Source organism: Methylocella silvestris BL2 (genome assembly GCF_000021745.1).
Classification (GTDB): Bacteria; Pseudomonadota; Alphaproteobacteria; order Rhizobiales; family Beijerinckiaceae; genus Methylocapsa; species Methylocapsa silvestris.
On record NC_011666.1, the window covers coordinates 3,376,819 to 3,396,169 of the forward strand.

Below are 19,351 nucleotides of genomic sequence, written 5' to 3' on the forward strand. Positions count from 1 at the left end.
CGCCACTGTTGCTTTAACGAAAAAAATCGACCGCCTAGTTCCTGCACCATATTGGCTCGCCTCGCGCGGGCTTTTTCTTTTCTGGAGATCGCCATGGCCATCGGGGGATTTTCCGTTTGTCTGCCTTATACGCTGCGGGAGGAGGGCGGCGAATCGAATGATCCGCGTGATCCCGGGGGCCACACCAACAAGGGCGTGACCCAGACTCGCTACGATCAATACCGTAGCGCCAAACGCATGCCGCGCCAAAGCGTGTCAAGGATTTCCGATACCGAGCTGGAGGATATCTACCGTCACTCCTATTGGGATGCGGTCAAAGGCGAGAAACTTCGGCCGGGCGAGGATCTGTCCGCCTTCGATTTCGCCGTAAATTCGGGCCCGGCGCGCGCCACATCCGCGCTCGGCAAAGCCAATTTGGGATCGCCGCCGATCACCAAGGTCATCGAAAACATCGCGGCCATTCGACTTTCGTTTCTCCACGCGCTTGTGACTTGGAGCGCCTTCGGCAAGGGCTGGGGCGCGCGCGTGGCGCGGATCGAGGCCGCGAGTTTGAAGATGGCCGGTCTGCCGATCGCCCCACACGCCGTGGCGGCCAAGGCTCGACAAAAGGCGAGCGCGACTGCGGCAAAGGGGAGCGCCGCCGCCGCGCCGGCGGGCGCCGCCGGCGCCCATCATTTTCTCGAGGCCCCAGCCTCCGTCGCGGCGCTCATTTTCGCAGCGATGCTGGTCGCGGCGGCCGCCGCCGCCTACGCGGCGTGGCGGCAGAGCCAGCGCGCCGCAACGCTCAATAATGCGGCTGCAGCTCAAGCCGCCGCAGCAGCCCAATTGGCAACCAAATTTGTGTCCCAAGCCGCAGGTCAGCAACCAAAATCCTGACGCTTCAATCCGGAGATCCCAATGTTGTGGTTTGCGCTTTTGACTGCGGCAAGCCTTGCCGTCTACTTCCTTTTCATCCGGCCGAAGCTGAAGGAATTTCGCGTCATCGCGGGCATCCTCGACAAGATCGATGAGGCGGGGCTGTCCGGCTGGCAGAAGTTCAAGCTGCGCCTGCTCGGGCAGAAGACCTGGCTTTCCGGCGCCATTGGCGTGTTTGTGACAGTGCTCCCGGGCGCCCTGGACAATCTTCATCTCGTGGATTTTTCGGCTTTCTTCGCGGAAGAGGTCGCGCTGAAGATCTCGGGCGCGATAATGCTGCTGATGACCGTGACGCATATCTTCGGGATCGTCAGGGCGGCGCAGATCGAACCGAAGAAGGCTGACGAATGATAGCGCTTCTGCCAATTCTCAACGCGCTGTTTGGCAGCCTCATCAAACCCTTCGTCGCCGCCTGGATAAATTACGAGCGGGATAAATTCGCGACGACGGAAAGAGGCTTTGAGGCCGCCGCGTCGTCTGATGCAGCCGTGATGAGCCAGGCGCTCAAATCCGACATCGAGCTCAACGCCTTAAAAGTCCAGGTCTACGGCCAGCCGGTCAATCGGCTGATCATGCTGATCGCCGGCGTGCCGCCGGCGGTCCATTTCGGGCTCGTTTTTCTCGACACAATTCTCGCCTCGAAATTCATCTTCGGCGCGCCGGGCCCTCTCGGCGTGCCGAAACTCCCCGCGCCCTACGACACCTTCGAATGGGCGATCGTCTCCAGCTTTTTCCTCGTTCACGCTGTCGCATTAGGCGCCGGCAATGTATCGGCCTGGCTTAACCGAAAGGGCGCGTGACTCATGAAAATCGTCGTCCTCATCCTGACCTGCTTGGCCTCGGCGCCGCAGGAGGCATGCACGCGAGAAACCGCCCTCGATGTCCGCGAGGTGATGGCGTCCGCGGGCGAATGCGCGATGGCCGGTATGGCGACCGCAGCGGCCGATCCGCGCGGCGGCGACGGACTGCGCGTCAAGATCATTTGCGGCCGCCCCGCGCGAGAGGAGCAGACAGCAAATGGCGGTTCCTGACGCCCCGGATTTCTGGTCGAATGTCCTCCCGGGCGGCGTCGGGACGGCGCTTGGCGTGCTTGGAACAATCATCGTTGCGGTTCTCAACCGCCAGCCTTCGATGGCGACGATCGTCGACGCGCGTATTCGCACCCTTATCGAGGGATATGAGAAGCACGTCGACGATTTGCAGCGCGAGATCCGGAAGCTCGAGGCTAAAGTCGATACTTTGACGCGGGCGCTTGCGGCCGCTCACGCCTATCGCTTCCCAGGAAAGATCGACGATATTTGACGCAAAATCTCGGCGAAGCTGAGACGGCGCCTATCGGAGGACCACGTTTCATGCCGCGCTTTATCTGAAGACTCCGGAAGAGCCGCGTCTACCTCATTTTGTGCCCCTGTCTCGCTCCGGCGAGGCGGGGGCTTTTTTGCTGTTTCGAGTTCGATTCATGAAAGGCATGATACAATGCTGTGTGGTGCGAAATTGGTCTCGTGCGGCTTGCATGAACAAGGATTATGCGCCAACAATCGAGCCGAAAGCTCGTATCGGTCGCTCAGAGGGATCGCGTGCAGATGTCTGGCGATGGGCAGTCCTCTTGTCGGCGCCGGAGGCGGAGGTGACGGCGCGTTTGCTTTCAGTGAACGTCGGCCTACCGCGCGATATCGACTGGCGCGGGAAGACCGTCCACACTGCCATCTGGAAGGCGCCCGTGGGAGGGCGACGCATGGTGCGTCATCTCAACATTGACGGGGATGGGCAGGGAGACATCGCCGGACACGGCGGCGAGCACCGCGCCGTCTTCGTCTATCAGATCGACTCCTATCGCTACTGGCAAATCCAGCTCGGTCGAGACGATTTCACTCATGGGCAGTTCGGCGAGAACTTCACCATTGATGGCCTGTCCGACCAAGACGTGTGCATTGGCGATCAATATCGCGTCGGCGGCGCGTTGCTGGAGGTGGCGCAGCCGCGCGTCACCTGTTACCGGGTCGGCATCCGAATGGGCGAACCGCAGATGGCCGCGCTGCTGGTGGCGCATGGCCGGCCGGGGTTCTACTTTCGTGTTTTGCAGGAAGGCGAGGTGGGAGCCGGCGACGAGATCGTGCAGGTCGCCGCGGGGCCCGAACGCATGAGCGTCTTCGAGATCAACGCTCTGCTGTATATGCCCGGTCACCCTCGCGGCCAGCTCGAGCGCGCGCTGCGCATCCCGGCGCTGAGCCCCGGCTGGAACGCATCTTTCCAGGCGCTGCTCCAGCAGGACCAAAGCGGCGGCGCCAAAACAGGAAACGCGGGCCTTGCTCGGCCGTCGGGACCTGCTCCGGCATGGCCGGGATTTCGGCCGCTTCGGGTTTCACGAAAGCTTCCCGAAAGCAGCAGCGTCGTCTCGCTGACTTTCGAGTCTGTCGACGGATCCTCTCTGACCAAAGCCCTGCCGGGTCAGTTTATCGTTCTGCGGCTGAAGGCTGTGGCCGATGCGCCCGCGCTCTTGCGAAGCTACTCGTTGTCAGGCGAACCCAGCGCTGAGCGCTATCGTGTAAGCGTAAAGCGCGAACCCCATGGAGCGGCCACCGCATACATCCACGATGAACTGCGGGTTGGCGACGTGCTCGAGGTGAGCGCGCCCCGGGGCGGCTTCACGCTTCGGCCCGGTGATGGACCTGTTGTATTCCTAAGCGCGGGCATTGGCGCGACCCCTCTGCTGGCAATGCTCCACGCTTTGGCGGCGGAGGCTTCGGCACGGGAGATCTGGTGGCTGTACGGAACTCGTGACCATCACGATCACCCGTTTGCCGCTGAGACGGACGCCCTCCTGCAAAAATTGGCCTACAGCCGCCGCCACATTTTCTACAGTTTGCCTGCGGCCGAAGATCAGTTGGGAGTCGATTTCGACGCTCGCGGGCATATGGATATGGGCGGCGTGCGAGAGCTCGGAACGCCGCGAAATGCTGATTTTTACATTTGCGGGCCGTCTACCTTCTTGAGCGATCTGAGCGCTGGTCTTGCCGAATGGGGGGTCGCTTCAAGCAACATCCACACCGAGATTTTCGGCTCGGGTCCACCCATGACTCCAGGCCTCGCCGCGTCGCCGCGCCCTCGGCCTCATCTGCCGCATGGGGCTCCTGGCAATGGCCCTCGCGTCTCGTTTGCCAGGAGCGGTATAGACGTTTACTGGGGGGCGAATTGCCAGAGCCTGCTCGATCTCGCCGAAGCGTGCGACGTGCCCGTACGATGGTCCTGCCGCACGGGCGTTTGCCACACCTGTGAAACGGGGCTTGTGGCCGGGGCCGTGACATATCGGCCCGAGCCAATCGACGCGCCCGCCGGCGGCAATGTGTTGATCTGCTGCTGCCAGCCCCAAGGCGACCTCGTCATCGACCTTTGAAATCGAGTTGCGATCGGCGCCTATCACGATGACCTCGGAACCGCGGTTCGCAATAGCAGCGGTTTTCCGGCCTGCTCTCGGACAAGATACTTGGCGTACCGGTCCGGCTCCCCTGGCCGATCTTTGCTCGTGTTCGCCGCACGCGGCGACCGCACGCCTTCAGTCGTCCCGGACAATCGCACGGTAGGCGCTCGGAACACCCAGCCATTGCCGCCTGGATCGCTGGACGGGGCGAACGAAGCATAGCTACGCCGCGCGGGGGCAGCCCTTAAGGTGCGTAACGGCTGAACACAAATCGCACGGCGCGGATTTCCTCTGCAAGCCCTGAACAAAGAGCCGCAAAGACTCGTTCTTGAGCGGACGCATCAAATTCATGAATAAACAGCAAAAGACTAATATAAGAATTTTTTTTTGACGGACTATATTTGTATTAATTAATGGATTGTGGACGCATAAGGCCGCTGTTGAAAGTATTATAATTGATGAGTCAATACACAATCATATCCCTGATCTTCTTGCTTTATTCGCGCGCCGGCGGTTTGGCGCCGGCGTCGCGGGCGGCTTCGCACGCCTTCGTCGGAGGCCAGACGCCAAAATCTTGCCACCCCCGGCCCAGGCGGCTACACGGTGCAGCGTCGGACCTCAGATTTGGAGACGAGCCATGCCGTTGAGGCTGGATACGAGGCGCGCGGATTTCGGGGCGGCTTTCGAAGCGCTTCTCGGCGCCAAAAGGGAGTCCGCGGACGACGTCGATGAGGTTGTGAGGAAGATCATCGCCGAGGTCGTCGCCGAAGGCGACCCCGCCCTCGTTCGCGCGACGAAGAAATTCGATCGGGTAGATCTTGACCGGATTGGGCTACGAGTCTCCGCCGGCGAGATCGACGCGGCTGGCGATCTTTGCGATCCCGAGGCCCTCGACGCGCTGAAACTGGCTCACGCGCGCATTGTGGCTTTCCATAAGCGGCAATATCCGCAGGACGAACGCTTCACGGACGCTTTGGGTGTGGAGCTTGGCTGGCGCTGGACTTCGATCGAGGCGGTTGGCCTCTATGTCCCCGGCGGCACGGCGAGCTATCCATCGTCCGTGCTGATGAATGCGGCGCCCGCCAAGGTTGCGGGCGTCGAGCGCATCGTCATGGTCGCTCCCGCTCCGGACGGCAAACTGAACCCATTGGTGCTAGCGGCCGCCAAGCTGGCGGGGGTCGATGAGATTTACCGCATCGGCGGCGCTCAGGCCATCGCTGCGCTTGCTTATGGAACGCAGACGATCCAGCCGGTGGCGAAAATCGTTGGACCGGGGAACGCCTATGTCGCGGCGGCCAAACGTCGCGTATTCGGCAAGGTTGGCATCGATATGATCGCCGGACCGTCCGAGGTGCTGATCATCGCCGACGGCGACGCCAATCCGAGCTGGATCGCCGCCGACCTTCTGGCTCAGGCCGAACATGACGCTGCGGCGCAATCGATTCTGATTACAGACGCGCCGGCTCTCGCGGACGCCGTCGCGGCGGCCCTCGAGGATCAATTGGCGTCGCTTCCTCGTCGGGAGATCGCGGCGGCAAGCTGGCGCGATTTTGGAGCGATCATCGTCGTGCAAAATCTTCAGGACAGCGTTCCCCTGGCCAATCGGCTGGCTGCGGAACATCTTGAAATCATGGCGGCTGGGGCCGAAGAGCTCAGTTATCAAATCCGCAATGCCGGCGCAATTTTCCTCGGCGGCTTTACGCCGGAGGCGATTGGCGATTATGTCGGCGGGTCCAACCATGTGTTGCCAACCGCGCGCTCGGCGCGCTTTTCTTCCGGCTTGAGCGTGCTGGACTTCATGAAGAAGACGTCAATCCTGAAATGCGGCCCGGATAGCCTCGTCGTTCTTGGCCCCGCAGCGGTCGCCCTCGGTCGCGCGGAGGGTTTGGATGCTCACGCGCGGTCAGTCGCGCTTCGTCTCGAAAAGGGAGCGTCATGAGCGGAACGGATCCAGCCGCCCGTAATCGACTTGTTTCCGTCACCCTGGACGAGGCGTCGATCGGCCGCAGCACCGCCGATAAGGAGCATGAGCGTCAGATCGCGATCTACGATCTGATCGAGGAAAATAGTTTCGGCGTTCCGGGGCATGATGCGGGTCCTTATGGCCTCAAAATCGCCCTGCAGGACTCCAAGCTGGTGCTCGAGATCCTCGACGAGCACAATGCCCCCTTGGTTACGCATATTCTGTCTTTGACGCCGTTGCGCGGACTGCTCAAAGACTACTTCTTCGTCTGCGAAAGCTATTACGCGGCGATCAGGACCGCGATGCCTGGCCAAATCGAGGCGATCGACATGGGACGGCGCGGCCTTCATAACGAGGGCGCGCAAATGCTGATCGAGCGGCTCAAAGGCAAGATCGATTGCGACATCGACACCGCGAGGCGCATCTTCACCCTCGTCGCCGCATTGCACTGGAAGGGCTAGCGTCGATGCCCGCGAAAGGGGACGCCAAGGCGCCGCCAGGATGAAGGCCGGAATCAAAGACCGTCCGCAATCCATCCTTTTCGCCTGTACGCAGAATTCGGTGCGATCGCCGATGGCCGAGGCGCTGGGGAGGCATTTTTTCGGCAAGGAAATCTATTTCGCGTCCGCCGGCCTGAAGCAAGGAGAACAAGACGGTTTCGCGATCGCCGCGATGGATGAGCTTGGCGTCGACATCAGCAGACACCGCCCGCAGACGTTTGAAGATCTGGAAGATATGTCCTTCGATCTCATCGTCACCCTATCGCCGGAAGCCCATCACAAGGTTCTCGACCTCACGCGCACCTTGGCGATCGACGTGGTCTATTGGCCGACGATCGATCCGACGGCGGTCGAAGGGTCGCGCGAAAGGATGCTCGAAGCCTATCGCGGCACGCGGGACGGGCTGTTGGAGCGAATTGAAAAATTGCTGGACTATCGGCCGATGGGAAATCTTTGATTTATACTTGAGCTTCTTTGCGCGGCGGCGCGCAGTTTTGCCGGCTCGCGCCCGCGCGCTCCTCACGTTAGACTTCGGGCATGAGCGAATCGCCTCTCCCCAAGCCCCGATCCTTCCTCGGCGTCGAACATTCGGCGCTCGGCGTCAGCTGGCGCGACCGGCTCGACGCCGGCGGTCAGGCCAGGGCCGCGGCGATTACGCAATTGCGCGGCCACGGCGATATTCTGGCGCGGATCCTGGCCGGGCGCGGCGTCGGGCCCGAGACATGCGACGAATATCTCGATCCGACGCTGCGGCGCCTGCTCCCCGATCCGTTTTGCATCAAGGACATGGAGCCCGCAGCGGAACGGATCGCCGCCGCCGTCGAAGGCTCGCGCAAACTTGCGATTTTTGGCGATTATGACGTCGATGGCGCGGCGTCTTCGGCGCTCCTTGCCGATTATTTCACCGCCTGCGGCGTCGAGGCCTTCGTCTACATCCCCGATCGCATCTTCGAAGGCTATGGTCCGAATATCGGCGCGATCCGCAATCTCGCCGCGGCCGGCTGTCACCTTTTGATCACCGTCGATTGCGGCACGATGAGCCATGGTCCCCTGGCGGAGGCGACCGCGCTTGGCCTGGAGCCGATCGTCCTCGACCATCATCAAGCGCCAGAAAACCTGCCGGACGCGCTCATCGTCAATCCCAATCGGCAGGATGATCTATCTGGTCTTGGCGCGCTCTGCGCCGCGGGCGTCGTCTTCCTGACCCTGATCGCCGTCAATCGGAGGCTCCGAGAAAAGGGATTTTTCAATCTCCGCCCGGAGCCCGATCTCCTTAGCGGGCTCGATCTGGTTTCGCTCGCGACGGTGGCGGATGTTGCGCCTCTCGGGGGGCTGAATCGCGCCTTTGTCACCAAGGGCCTCGCGGTGATGCGCCAGCGGCTGCGCCCGGGCCTGAGCGCTCTGTTCGACGTCGCGAAATTGGAGGGTCCGCCGACCCCCTATCACCTTGGCTTTCTGATTGGCCCGCGCATCAACGCCGGCGGGCGAATCGGCGACGCGGCGCTTGGCGCGCGTCTGCTCAGCATCGCCGACCCGATCGAGGCCAAGCGCATCGCCGAAGAGCTCGACCGTCTCAATCGCGAGCGGCAGGTGATCGAAAGCGGAACGCTTGACGAAGCGGAGGCGCAGGCGATCGCCGGCGGGCTCTCGCCTGACGCCGCGGCCATCGTCGTCGCCTCGGACGGGTGGCATCCGGGCGTTGTCGGTCTCGTCGCATCACGGCTGAAGGAAAGACAGCGCAAGCCCGCCTTCGCGATCGCCTTTTCCGCGGATCTTGGCGTCGGCTCGGGGCGATCCGTTCCGGGCGTCGATCTCGGCGCCGTCGTGCGCGCGGCGGTCGAAGCGGGAATTCTGGTCAAGGGCGGCGGCCATGCGATGGCGGCTGGAATTACGATCGCCAAGGACCGGCTGGAGGACTTCCGAGGCTTTCTCGAATCAAAACTTGCTGACAAACGAACCGAAGGCGGCGACGCCCACGCGCTCCTGGTCGACGCCGCAGTGACAGCCGCCGGCGCGACCGCGACTCTCGTCAAATCCCTGGAGCGGGCAGGTCCCTATGGCGCCGGCAATTCTGAGCCGGTCTTCGCTCTCCCGGCGCATAGGCTGATGCGCGTCAATGAGGTGGGCAATGGCCATCTGCAGCTGCGCGCGCAAGCTGGCGACGGCTCGACGATCGACGGAATAGCATTCCGGGCGGCGGCGCAACCGCTGGAAAAAGCGCTTCGCGCGGCGGTCGGCTCATCCGTCCATTTGGCTGGCGCGCTGGCGCTCGACAGCTGGGGCGGGACCGAGCGGGTGCGGCTGCGGCTGATCGACCTCGCCCCCGCAAGCGGACCGCGCGCGTCATGACTTGCTTTTTGCGAACTTGCCAGTCTGGCGATCGCGCTTTATATGTCGCGCCGCTGAGGGCGGCGTCGACGACAGATGTGCGCCCCGGCCCCGCGCCCATCGTCTAGCGGTCTAGGACGTCGCCCTTTCACGGCGAAAACAGGGGTTCGATTCCCCTTGGGCGCGCCAACGAAATCAATCAGTTAGCGCTAAACTCACCGCCGGCCTGTCCAATATCCGTCCAATATACCGGCATGTAGCAGCGCGCATTTGACGCGAGTGTGGCGCACTTAATTGGACAGCTGCCGGCGCCGGGCGTGGCGAACTGAACGAAAGTCCAAGGCACGCGTTTCCTCCGACCTTTGAACTGGAGGACGCCTCATGATGCGCACGATCCTTCTCGCTTCTGTGCTTGTCGCAGCCAGCGCTACCTTCGCTTTTGGCGACACGCCTGGTCCTGATTGGATCAGCAAAGAAGCCCTCATCAAAAAACTGGAAGGCCAAGGCTACAGCGCCATCAAAGCCGAGGCGGACGATGGCTATTGGGAAGGCAAGGCCGTCAAGGACGGCAAAATCATCGAGTTCAACGCCGACCCTAAGACGGGAGAAATCACAAAGTCTGAGCCCGATGACGGAGACTAACGCGCTTGCCGCATCCGCGGAATTCGTGGCGCCGGACTAAAGAGCAGTTTCAGATTTTTGTAAGTCCAGCTGCTAATCCATGCGCCAAGGATCAGGGAGAAACGAATGCATAAGCTTATGGTTGGCCTAATAGCCACGATTCTCGGCTTTGCGCTCCTGGCGCCAGAGCCGGCGTCTGCGCAACGCTGGAACGGCAGCGGCTGGAATAATAGCGGCTGGCATGGTCACAGGTGGCTAGAGCGGACGCCATCGTTGCCGGACGCATTGGGTTAATGGACGTCGGATCACCCGCTGCTGGTAGGCTGCGACCTTAGCCTGCGCTATATTCCACGGGTTCGGCTCGTTAATTGCTAGAGCGAGACGTCGCCCGATTTCATGCGCTCGGGCGACACCTACGGCGCCACGGCGCCTTTACGTGAATCACCTCCCAATATGACTAGAAACCGGGCTTTGGTCCGGTTTCTTTTTGGGCATGGATATCCGCCGCCCTCGCCGTGACGCCAATGACACAGCTCTTGGTAAAGCGACCCGCCATTCCGATTCGATGTTTGCTTACCGCGACGGTCGGTCCACTCTCCGCAACGAGAGAGTGGACCATCACCCTGGGGGAACGGAAGCAAATCTCGATGGTCCGCTCTTTCCACCAAGCGGTGGCGCAGAAGCGTCAGGCGTCCTCAAGTTCCCTGACGCGAACCGGCGCACGCTCTGGCGTATCGGCTCGATGCTGCGTTGTTTGCAGCACTCGAAAGCGTTGCGGGGCGTAGCCACATTCATGGCGCCGGACCCCATCCCGTCCGCGGAGGATTTCGTCGATATAGACGACGAAGCCGCCGATCACGTCTTCGTCGGGATGGAAGCAGCGAACCGTGTAGACGCAACCTTCCGTGAGGCCATCCAGCGTTCCCGTCGTGATGCGCGGACGAGCGAGAAACCTGTCGCGAGTATTGATGCAGACAACCTTGGTCCCCGCAGGGGTGTTCGGAGAGATCATCGTTCACATCCTCTGATAATTGCGGCTCATGTCGAAGTCGTTTGACCGCCGCCGAAGCCACCACGGCCTTTCGCGAGTCACTGGCAGCGTTTTTCGCGGACCGCCTAAGGAATCCAATTGGGCGGTGAACTTTCCGATCAGCCTGTGAAAGACGCTCGCTTTTGCGTTATCTCCGGCCGCTTCTGCCTCGGCGGCTTTCTCGGTACATTCGCGGATAAGGGCGTGAAGAACATCTGCGCTCGTGATCGCCATCACGCCCTCCATTCACAGGCGGCGGACAGGAGATCGTTGACGATGGAATGACCCAACGTTGTGCTTCCCCAGCATTCGTAATTGTCGACGATCTCAGCGAGAGACGCTTTGAACAGGATGTCGTCGATGGTCGTGGACTTCGCTGCCCGGATCTTCTTGAGGGGCTTGTTCAGCACACGACGCAGGCCTCTGATCCGCAGGCGCGCGGCGACATACTCTTCCCTCGGGCGCCGGGGAGACACGGTTCTGTCCAGATGCTCCTCCTGCTGATCGGCCGCGACATAAGCGTCCAGATCCTTCAGGAACTTGGCTAGTTCCTCTCCTGAAAGCACCGACGGCCGCAGCGCCCTGAAGTCCTTCGAGCGCACGACGGCCAGCCCGGAGGCGGTTTCTGCGAGGCCTGACGGCGGATTGATGTCTGAATTTGGCAAGCCTTTAGCGGCTGCCGGAACGGTGTCGTTCGGCATTGTGGTTGCTCCACTTGATCTAACATATCAGTGTGATACAATTAGATCAGCTAATTGGAGCTGTCAATACGTTTGGATATTTGTGATCTATATGGATCAAAAAAGGCCAACTGGAAGGCAGATTGCTGCGGCTCGCACCCTCTTGGGGATGACACAGCCACAGCTTGCCGCGCAGGCGAATATTTCCATTCCTACCCTGAAGCGAATGGAAGCCACCGATGGGCCTGCCGCGGGAATGGGGAACAACGTCGATGCCATCGCTCGCGCTCTTGAGGCTGCGGGGGTTGAATTCATCCCGGAAAACGGCTCAGGGGCCGGCGTAAGGCTCAGGAAGGACATTCAGAATTAGGGAGCGCTGTCGGCCGGCGGCAATGCATGCAGTGGATTCGGTTTAACGCACGCCTCGAAGAGAAAATCGAGAAAGCTTACCAGGAATGGAAAGCCAACCTCGCGACACATGACGCAAAAGAGGCTAATCAGGATCAGGTCGTCGAGGGACCAAAAAATAGCGCGGTCGTCGCCAGATTGGTCGATAGGCGCTTCATTGATCACCTAGCCGCAATCGGCGTTCCCTTCGAGCGTCCTTAACTGGGCGAGTTCATCGCTGCGAAGCCCATTATTGTCTGACGTCAGCTGCCGTCGGCTGCTCGGAGGTGGCACAAAGGATCCATAGCCCGACGCCAACTTGGCGACCGATCTGTTAGAATGCCGACAGACGCAACCCTTCCAAGCGTAATAGCATTTCATTTCGTCGATTGAGCGCCGGATGGCGCTGGTCCCTCTGTCTCAGCAGACCGGTGAAGGGCGATTGGCGCTCGCCTACCACCTTGTTAGACTGGCGGAGGATGGTGAGCGCGACGCCGATCGTGACGTGGGCGGCGCTCTCTTGGCCGCGCGACCTGCGTTGCGTCACACGGGGTAGGAACTTGCGCTCGAAACGTAAACTAAGCAATTCTGCAACGCTCCTCTTCGGGGCCGCGAAGGCGAGCCGCGAGGCGGCCGTTCAGTTGATTCGCTTCGACCAAAGCTTAAAGATACAAGTCGATAGGGCTTACCAGGAATGGCAGGCTCAACTCCCTGCGGACAATGAAAGCCGCACTCCTCGGCGATTATTGGGCGTGGGCTTCAGAGAGAGCATCATTAAGCCGGTCGACAAGCGCTTCATCGAACGCCTCACGAATTTGGGCATTCCGTTTGAATGGCTGTGAGGAGGCCGGGAGCTCCTTCAGAAATGACCACGGCCTCTCAATTACCAGTGGAGCACGATGCCCTAAAGCCGCTGGCGTCGAGTTCATCGCCGAGAATGGCGGGAGACGAGGGTTCACGCTGAGAAAGGCGCTCGGCGGAACCTGCGTGGGTTAGCGCCTGCCGACGCGATCAACGGGACCGCCCCGATTCATCGGCGTTCCCGGCCGCACCGCCTCTCGCACTGCGGCTCGCGCAACCGGCCGCGGCCGTAGAACGACCCCAGGCCTCACAACGCAATTGGCGGGGTAAGACACATATTGGCAGTACACTACAGCATTGGCGTTCTCGGTAATCGCGGCGCCGAACGAAAGTGATAGTAGTGCAGTTGCAAATGCAGTTGAGCGTTTCATCCTGGACCTCCATTATTTTTATTATCTTATAAGCAGCCGAAAAAACGGCGACTCATCGATTGGGGAGTTTTGGTCGAATATCTTTTCAAAAGTCTTGGATTGAGTGCGACGGCAGTAACCGCCCGCAGCATATCTTTGACCATTTTTCGACTCAAGTAAAAACGCCCATAGCAAAATTCGGTCAATGTGGGATCAACATCCGCGGAAAACGGCGGCGGACCTGGCGTTAGGTTAAGGAGGAAGCCTCAGAACTGAAATCGCGTTCCGTTCAAGCCACAATTTCGCTATAGCGTTATGCAACCTATGATTGATATTGTGGTATTGCGGACGCTTATTTTATGGATTGCTACATTGAAGATTTAGCCCGCACGCTCGAAACCGTCGCGGCGTATAGTAGAGATTGCGATGATTTGCTTATCCAATTTCGGTTTGAGCACCCCAACGCGTCAGAAAAAGAGATTTACCGCGCGGCCCTTTTCGCCGCCACAAGGCGCCAAAAATTGGAGAAAAAGATGATCTCGTTGCTACGTGATTTAGCGCTGAGGCGAAGTTTAGGCCCCCCAGATTGATTGCTTTGTCTAATTCATATTTTGCGGAGGTATGGCCCGTGACCGCTGAAATCGTCAGCTTTGCAGAAGTCCGCGCCGATCTGCACTGCGCCCGGAAGACTGGAAAAGCTGGATCTATCTGGATAAGCCCGAGAGCGAACTTCTGCGCCCGCTTCCGGCGGGGTCGCTCGACGTCGAGATCGTGAGGCGGGGGAAGACCGATGGCGACCTGGTTTGAAAAACTCGTGCAGCCCATGGCGACTTTGAATATCGGACCGAAACAATGAGCGAGAAACGTTCTAGCCTTGCTTCCGTCCTTCTAACCGTGACCCTCCTGCTCCCGCCGGCAGTATGTTCTGCCGAAGACAGGATCGTTACAATCCACCCCAATCCAAATTTTGCGGTTGACGGATTAGTTGTTGGAGGGCCTGTAGCCCCGAACTCCGCCGCTTATCGCCGCTATAGGTGCACGCCAAGTGAACAATATCTAGACTTTACTAGGTGTAATCAATCTAACATTAAGGACGGGGTGCGCGTTTCTGGGACAATATTGCACGGCTCCAATCTGCTGGCTTGGTACGTCAATAAACAAGTCACTCCAGCTTACTTCACTCCTTCGGAGGTCGAGACAGAAATCGAGAGATTATCGAGGCGGTTTGGCGTAGCTCCTCAAATTTACCGATTGCCTGACAATTCTGAATTTCCAGCTGCGGTTATTGTAACATTTGGTGGAATCAAGCTACAGCCGCTAAACGTGAGAGAGTTGTCGATACTTGCGCAGGGGAAAAGTCCCAAGGCGGGGATATTGGTAGACTTTCTCAACGATTTTCGTCGCTCCGCCGCAAGCCGCTTGCCTGTCTATAGGCTCGGGGGAAGCGAAGGTTTCGCATGGATCGCTAACTACGATCAGGAGGGCAAGGGGTCGCTCCGATTTTTCGCCGCCGACCCGTCCCATATGAAGCGTGGCGCCTCGGAAGACTCTTCGTCCGATCCAGAGCGAGCGGGCAACGTGATGACTCCGCTTGAGACGCATCCGCAGATAACGCCGCCCTCAGAGGAAACCAGTCAACGTCCCGCCTTTATGGTCGCGATGGAGAGTGTCGGCGGCATCTATCAAGTTCCCATCCGCATCAATGATACTATAACTTTGGATGCAATCGTAGACAGCGGCGCAAGCGATGTAAGCGTCCCCGCTGATGTTGTCATGACGCTAATGCGCTCTAAGACGATTTCAGCAGACGATTTCCTAGAATCCAAAACCTACACTCTTGCGGATGGCTCTAAAGTGCCATCCGAGCGTTTCGTGATCAGATCGCTGAGAGTCGGCAACCGAACATTAGAAAATGTGGCCGCCAGTATCGCATCTGTAAACGCGCAAATTCTTTTGGGGCAGAGCTTCCTGAGCCGATTTAAGTCATGGTCCATTGATAATCAGAAGCACGGCTTGATTCTGAATTGAAGCCAATATTATTGCGCCACCGGCCTCATGTTCCGCACCAGATCGCTCCCCGCTCGCCTCAGGTTTCCACCGATCGCGTTCGCCGTGTCGACGGGACTCGCCGATCCGTCGACGTGAACCGTCACCGTTTGTGATGGCGAATAATTGTTCGTCGTCGTCTTCCATGAGTTGTGGACTGGCGAGACGCCCAGCGGCGCTGTCTTGAACATTTCATGCAGACGAGCAGGGTCGCCGAACGGGTTCTTTGGCGCTTCCGCTGCGTTCGCAGAGCCGATCCCAAAGTTCTTCATGCCGGGCACGGCGCGATATCCCGTTCCGGCCTTCGGAACGCCTGGCGGAAGTCTCTCCGCGGTCTTTTCCTGCGTCGGAGCCGCGGCGCCGATCTTCTCGCGCCCGAGAAATTTGCGATAGGCGCCCGACGTAAAGGTTGTCCAATCGCGGAAGCCGCCGGCGTTGCGGTGCATTTGCAGAGCGACGCGGGCGTTTGTCGCGGGGTCGAATAGATCCTCGTTGGAGCTCAGCCCGAACTTCGCGCGACGCTCCGGCCCCATGCCGCCGAGCATATTGATTTGCCAAAGCCCGTACGAATTATCTCTGCCTCGGATGTTGTGCGCGCCTGGATTGCCGCCGGATTCGGCCGCAGAGATAGCCGCAAGGGTGCGCGCTTCGTCATCTGTCCCGCCGGCCTTCTTAATCAGATCATAGGCCGCCTTCACGTTGACCTTGCCGCCGCCTGGATTGCCGCCCGCCGGCGCATCTTGTCCCCCGAGCCACGACGGCATATTCCGCTGCCACCAATTGCGGTGATCTGCGCCCGCCAGGCCGTTCCCGCCGCCCGCGATATCTCTTTGCCGCGCGGCTTCGTCTTCGCCAGCATTGAGGGAGCTCGTCGAACCAAAGTAAGCCGCACCAGCCAAGGCCGCAGGAACCCCGAGAAGCGACAGAAGCCATGCCGGCGGCTTTATCGCCGTCAGCCCGAGAAGCAGGGTAGTCACCCGCGCGAGAGAGCCGACGAGCTTGAAGAGCGAGCCCGCAACAAAGAGCGCGATGACCTTGTCCCACCCGCCGATCCACTCGACGAACTTATCAATCTGCGGCAACAGTTTGCCGATCTCTGTCGCGATCTTCACAAACGCGTCGGCGAGCCTGACGAGGAAATCTCGAATCTCGCCGGAATGTGCGAGGAGATAGTCGCCGAATTTCTGGAGGATTGGACCGTATTTGTCGAAGAGACTCGACAGGGCGCCATCCCAGATATAGCCGACCTTGTCCCAAAGATCGCGCCAGACCTGCATAAACTTGGCGCCGTCAGCCGCAGCCTTGTCAGGGTCTAGCCCGGCCTTCTTCATCCATTCGGCGCGATCCGCCATAGCCTTCTTGGCGCCCGGATTTTCCAGCGCGTAGAACAGCTTTTCGGAGATGCCATAATTTTCGAGCCAAGCGTTTCGTCGCATTGTGGGCATCGCGGCCACAACATCGAGAAATGATTGTAATGTCTTGCCGGAACCGTGCGCAGTATCGACGCCCATGCGCTGCAATTGGTGCGCCCACCCCGGAGCGTCACGCATCTTCTTGGCGAGGTTTTCGGCCGCCGAGGTTGCTTCGTCCGCGCTTGACCCGAACTGCTCGGCCGCGGCGCCCAGAGCCTTGAGATAGCCCGCGCTGGAGCCGGTCCGTTGCATCTGATAGAAGAGCTTTTCGAACCCGTCCGCCGAATGCTCTACCGCCTTCGTGAGCGCTGCGACGGCGGCGACGGCGCCAGCCGCGAACGTCGCCAGCCGCGTCGTAACAGTCTCGATATTTGTTTGAAACTTGCGCAAGCCGGCTTCGTCAACGTCCCAGCCGATCCTAACAAGAAATTCTTTGAGCACGTCCGTCATTTTATGCGCTTCCCTGCTTCTGCGCGGCGATCAATTCCGCCCAGCGGCGATCGAATGTCTTGCGCGCCAGGTCTGTAACCGTCTGCACCATGCGTTTCCGTTGTTGACGCGGCCATCCAGTGGCGCGAAATGCGTCCTTCGCCATGGCCTCGACCGGCGCCATGACAGCCTGTCGGCACGTCTCAACGCGATCGACGCCGGTCTCAACGCCAAAAGCGAACATCGAATCACACAATTCGACGACGTGCTCTTCGACGCCTCCGATGGCGTTGGCCATCTTATTTCCGTGCTCGCCGAGTGAGTTCAATACATGGCTTATTGATTGATCATCGCGCATGTCAGCCACGGCCCTTTCCGATTTGGCCGGGACTCGGATCGCCCGTTTTCGCCCCGATGCAGACAATATCGCAATACCAGGGGTTGCCCCGTGTATCGCCCTCCCAATCGATCGACAGCACTTTATAGATGCCGTCCTTCACGCCGGTTTGCATCAACAGCTTGTCGCTATTGGGATACCCCTGATTAGATAGATCGAGGGCGGCACGATTGATGGAACTCTCGTTGATCTGCAAAAGCGTGTTCACGCGGATGGCCGGGTTCAACAGGCATTTGACATAGATGCCGTCTGTAGTTTCTTCCGGCATTCCGATCAGGCCCGTGGTCGTATTCAGCACGAACGCGGCGCCCGGCTTATGACCATTGTTCGGGACCATATCAACCTTGCCGCCCTGGATGCTCCACTGACAATCGTTTGATTGCGCGAGCGTGCGAAGGTATTGCTTCGCCGGACCGAACATAGTCACGGCGCGCGGATATTTCAGGTTCCCCCCGAAATCGTCGGGGAAGTACCCTATAGATGAGCCGTGCTCCTTCATTGCATCCGTGCATGTGCGGAGAATGTCCTTCGGCGTTGCCCCAGCCGCGAGTGTCTTCGAGACAAATGCATAGTTATACGCTTGGTCGCCATCCGAACATCGCAGAGCGAGATAGGTATCGACAGGGTTCTCCCTGCCCTTGCGCGGCTGGATCAGCGTGCCTTGAAAGATCACCCCTCGATTGCCTTTATAGCCAGCCTCAAGAACAACTCTGGTGAATTCCTTAGCCATGAGCTTTTGGGCCGTCGTCTCCGCGAGATTGGTCACGAAGATGTCAGCTATGTTGCAGCTTTGGAGGGTGTCCTGATGAACTTGGAACCTGATCCTCATATTCGACAGGTCGAGTGCCGTCTTGCCGTCCCCAACCGTGAGGCGGCAATCTCTGATCCACTGGCGCGTCATGCCTGTAGCGCCTCCGTGACGATATCGGCGATCTTGACGTGGGCGAGACTGCCATCGGCATCAGGAACGAAGACGCTGCCGAGAGTCGCTAACCGGACCCGAAGCTGCCTATCGTCCGCCGGGGGAGCGCCATCATCTAGCGCGGCCATTAGAGCCGCCACGGCCTGCGCCAGCACGTCTCTCGCGCCAGATTTGTCGGATGCGCCCGCCCTGCGGTAGGCAACTATCGCAGCGGAGAGAACATCGCGGCGCGCAAACATCAACTCCGTTTCCGTGTTCACTTCTTGACGTCCTTGCTTTTCCTGATGACGTATATGACAAATTCGCGCCCCCCGGCCGCAAGGAATAACGACTGGGGGGCGCAGCCATGCGTGGATGGAGCGCCGTGAGGCCCACACCGGCTATCCCGCGAGAGTTCGGCGCCCGCAGGGAATGCAAAGTCAGATCGCCGGAAGCGGCGCGTCCGGATCGCGCTTGAGAGCGTCAAGGACAGCCTTCCAATGCTGGTCGGACTGATCCTTCCGGCGCTTTGTTTCGTCGCCGCTGCGGACGCCTTCCGCCGGCCACGGTTCAAACATGGCGCCCCCAAGATACCGGGCGGCGCGACTCGTTGTCTGCGATGGAATATTTGACGGCGTGCAGCGCACAATCGAGGATACGGCGATCTTCGCCTGAAGCGCGCGCTGTTCGGCCTCCAGCGCTGCATCGACGGCGGCGTCGCCAAGCAGCCGGACGACGTCCTTGGCGGCGGCGTCTACATCCTTGTTCAGCTTCCCCAGCGCATCGCCGACTTGCGATTTGCGAGCCTCGACGGTGGCGAGCGCCTGCGAGCGAATCCGAAGATTGTCCTGCGCAGCAACGAGCCGGACCCGCGCTTCGCTTACCTCATCAACTACGCCGACATCGGCGTCGCAGCTATACAGGCAATCGACAAGCCGGACATGGGCCGCGGCCGTAAACTGTTCGACTGCAGCGTCCGCTGCGGCGACGGCGCTCTCGGCTTCGATCACCAGGGCGCGCGCCCTTTCATAGGCCGCGTTGTGCTTATCAAAGGCCGCTTCGCCATCGTCTCGCAGGATGATGGCCTCAGCCAATGCCTGCCGCTCCTCGCTT

The 19,351-nt window shown here is 60.0% G+C and carries 24 protein-coding genes and 1 tRNA gene; 16 read left to right on the forward strand and 9 right to left on the reverse strand.

Features of this window, described 5'->3' with window-relative positions:
- The first annotated feature begins 93 nt into the window (after positions 1-93).
- The 12 genes from MSIL_RS20325 to MSIL_RS15665 all read left to right on the forward strand — a co-directional run bounded on the left by MSIL_RS20325 (position 94) and on the right by MSIL_RS15665 (position 9,766).
- Positions 94-876, forward strand: a complete 783-nt coding sequence (locus tag MSIL_RS20325) for a glycoside hydrolase family 108 protein (protein ID WP_012592042.1) — start codon at positions 94-96, stop codon at positions 874-876.
- A 21-nt stretch (positions 877-897) separates the two neighbouring features.
- Positions 898-1,266 (forward strand): hypothetical protein, encoded by a 369-nt coding sequence (locus tag MSIL_RS15615; RefSeq protein ID WP_012592043.1) that lies wholly within the window; start codon positions 898-900, stop codon positions 1,264-1,266.
- On the forward strand, positions 1,263-1,715 hold the full coding sequence (locus tag MSIL_RS15620) for a hypothetical protein (RefSeq protein WP_012592044.1): 453 nt from the start codon (positions 1,263-1,265) through the stop codon (positions 1,713-1,715). Before MSIL_RS15615 ends, MSIL_RS15620 begins: the two co-directional genes overlap by 4 nt.
- A 3-nt stretch (positions 1,716-1,718) precedes the next feature.
- Positions 1,719-1,946, forward strand: coding sequence for a hypothetical protein (locus tag MSIL_RS15625; RefSeq protein ID WP_012592045.1), 228 nt, complete (start codon positions 1,719-1,721; stop codon positions 1,944-1,946).
- A complete protein-coding gene (locus tag MSIL_RS15630; RefSeq protein WP_012592046.1) occupies positions 1,933-2,217 on the forward strand; it encodes a hypothetical protein in 285 nt (94 codons plus the stop codon). Before MSIL_RS15625 ends, MSIL_RS15630 begins: the two co-directional genes overlap by 14 nt.
- Positions 2,218-2,428: 211 nt before the next feature.
- Positions 2,429-4,309 carry an MOSC and FAD-binding oxidoreductase domain-containing protein gene (locus MSIL_RS15635; RefSeq protein ID WP_083772254.1) on the forward strand — a complete coding sequence of 627 codons (1,881 nt, stop codon included), beginning with the start codon at positions 2,429-2,431 and terminating at the stop codon, positions 4,307-4,309.
- A 661-nt stretch (positions 4,310-4,970) separates the two neighbouring features.
- Positions 4,971-6,272, forward strand: a complete 1,302-nt coding sequence (gene hisD, locus MSIL_RS15640; RefSeq protein WP_012592048.1) for a histidinol dehydrogenase — start codon at positions 4,971-4,973, stop codon at positions 6,270-6,272.
- On the forward strand, positions 6,269-6,757 hold the full coding sequence (locus MSIL_RS15645) for a UPF0262 family protein (protein WP_012592049.1): 489 nt from the start codon (positions 6,269-6,271) through the stop codon (positions 6,755-6,757). The genes hisD and MSIL_RS15645 overlap by 4 nt, the downstream gene beginning before the upstream one ends.
- A 40-nt stretch (positions 6,758-6,797) precedes the next feature.
- The gene (locus tag MSIL_RS15650) at positions 6,798-7,253 is read left to right on the forward strand and encodes an arsenate-mycothiol transferase ArsC (protein ID WP_012592050.1); all 456 of its coding nucleotides are present in this window, start codon (positions 6,798-6,800) and stop codon (positions 7,251-7,253) included.
- An 80-nt stretch (positions 7,254-7,333) separates the two neighbouring features.
- Positions 7,334-9,145 (forward strand): single-stranded-DNA-specific exonuclease RecJ, encoded by a 1,812-nt coding sequence (gene recJ, locus MSIL_RS15655; protein WP_012592051.1) that lies wholly within the window; start codon positions 7,334-7,336, stop codon positions 9,143-9,145.
- A gap of 92 nt (positions 9,146-9,237) precedes the next feature.
- Positions 9,238-9,313 (forward strand) — tRNA-Glu (locus MSIL_RS15660).
- A gap of 192 nt (positions 9,314-9,505) precedes the next feature.
- Positions 9,506-9,766: a PepSY domain-containing protein gene (locus tag MSIL_RS15665; protein WP_012592052.1), complete on the forward strand. Its 261-nt coding sequence runs from the start codon at positions 9,506-9,508 to the stop codon at positions 9,764-9,766.
- 664 nt (positions 9,767-10,430) lie between these two features.
- On the opposite strand, the gene MSIL_RS15670 is transcribed toward MSIL_RS15665, so the two are convergent.
- Genes MSIL_RS15670 through MSIL_RS15680 form a run of 3 tightly spaced genes read right to left on the reverse strand, consistent with a single transcriptional unit; the run spans position 10,431 to position 11,476 of the window.
- Positions 10,431-10,757: a hypothetical protein gene (locus tag MSIL_RS15670; protein ID WP_012592054.1), complete on the reverse strand. Its 327-nt coding sequence runs from the start codon at positions 10,755-10,757 to the stop codon at positions 10,431-10,433.
- A gap of 3 nt (positions 10,758-10,760) precedes the next feature.
- Positions 10,761-11,009 carry a hypothetical protein gene (locus MSIL_RS15675; RefSeq protein ID WP_012592055.1) on the reverse strand — a complete coding sequence of 83 codons (249 nt, stop codon included), beginning with the start codon at positions 11,007-11,009 and terminating at the stop codon, positions 10,761-10,763.
- The gene (locus MSIL_RS15680) at positions 11,009-11,476 is read right to left on the reverse strand and encodes a hypothetical protein (RefSeq protein ID WP_012592056.1); all 468 of its coding nucleotides are present in this window, start codon (positions 11,474-11,476) and stop codon (positions 11,009-11,011) included. Before MSIL_RS15680 ends, MSIL_RS15675 begins: the two co-directional genes overlap by 1 nt.
- Positions 11,477-11,567: 91 nt before the next feature.
- Here MSIL_RS15680 and MSIL_RS15685 point away from each other — a divergent pair, with 91 nt between their 5' ends.
- The 3 genes from MSIL_RS15685 to MSIL_RS15695 all read left to right on the forward strand — a co-directional run bounded on the left by MSIL_RS15685 (position 11,568) and on the right by MSIL_RS15695 (position 12,684).
- Entirely contained in the window at positions 11,568-11,825 is a 258-nt protein-coding gene (locus tag MSIL_RS15685; protein WP_041368110.1) for a helix-turn-helix domain-containing protein, read from the forward strand.
- Between the two features lie 26 nt (positions 11,826-11,851).
- Positions 11,852-12,064 carry a hypothetical protein gene (locus tag MSIL_RS20895; protein ID WP_012592058.1) on the forward strand — a complete coding sequence of 71 codons (213 nt, stop codon included), beginning with the start codon at positions 11,852-11,854 and terminating at the stop codon, positions 12,062-12,064.
- A 338-nt stretch (positions 12,065-12,402) separates the two neighbouring features.
- The gene (locus tag MSIL_RS15695) at positions 12,403-12,684 is read left to right on the forward strand and encodes a hypothetical protein (protein ID WP_187148662.1); all 282 of its coding nucleotides are present in this window, start codon (positions 12,403-12,405) and stop codon (positions 12,682-12,684) included.
- Between the two features lie 150 nt (positions 12,685-12,834).
- On the opposite strand, the gene MSIL_RS22055 is transcribed toward MSIL_RS15695, so the two are convergent.
- Positions 12,835-13,074 carry a hypothetical protein gene (locus MSIL_RS22055; RefSeq protein WP_012592060.1) on the reverse strand — a complete coding sequence of 80 codons (240 nt, stop codon included), beginning with the start codon at positions 13,072-13,074 and terminating at the stop codon, positions 12,835-12,837.
- 831 nt (positions 13,075-13,905) lie between these two features.
- On the opposite strand from MSIL_RS22055, the gene MSIL_RS20905 reads away from it, so the two are divergent.
- Entirely contained in the window at positions 13,906-15,081 is a 1,176-nt protein-coding gene (locus tag MSIL_RS20905) for a retropepsin-like aspartic protease family protein (protein ID WP_012592061.1), read from the forward strand.
- Between the two features lie 8 nt (positions 15,082-15,089).
- Here the strand turns inward: MSIL_RS20905 and MSIL_RS20330 are convergent, their stop codons facing one another.
- The 5 genes from MSIL_RS20330 to MSIL_RS15725 all read right to left on the reverse strand — a co-directional run bounded on the left by MSIL_RS20330 (position 15,090) and on the right by MSIL_RS15725 (position 19,332).
- Complete coding sequence (locus tag MSIL_RS20330; RefSeq protein WP_012592062.1) at positions 15,090-16,961, reverse strand: transglycosylase SLT domain-containing protein; 1,872 nt, start codon at positions 16,959-16,961, stop codon at positions 15,090-15,092.
- A gap of 1 nt (position 16,962) precedes the next feature.
- Entirely contained in the window at positions 16,963-17,307 is a 345-nt protein-coding gene (locus MSIL_RS15710) for an OTU domain-containing protein (RefSeq protein ID WP_148213112.1), read from the reverse strand.
- Positions 17,300-18,238 (reverse strand): phage protein, encoded by a 939-nt coding sequence (locus tag MSIL_RS15715; RefSeq protein WP_012592064.1) that lies wholly within the window; start codon positions 18,236-18,238, stop codon positions 17,300-17,302. The genes MSIL_RS15710 and MSIL_RS15715 overlap by 8 nt, the downstream gene beginning before the upstream one ends.
- Positions 18,235-18,519 carry a hypothetical protein gene (locus MSIL_RS15720; RefSeq protein ID WP_012592065.1) on the reverse strand — a complete coding sequence of 95 codons (285 nt, stop codon included), beginning with the start codon at positions 18,517-18,519 and terminating at the stop codon, positions 18,235-18,237. The genes MSIL_RS15715 and MSIL_RS15720 overlap by 4 nt, the downstream gene beginning before the upstream one ends.
- Positions 18,520-18,678: 159 nt before the next feature.
- A complete protein-coding gene (locus tag MSIL_RS15725; RefSeq protein WP_012592066.1) occupies positions 18,679-19,332 on the reverse strand; it encodes a hypothetical protein in 654 nt (217 codons plus the stop codon).
- Positions 19,333-19,351: the final 19 nt, after the last annotated feature.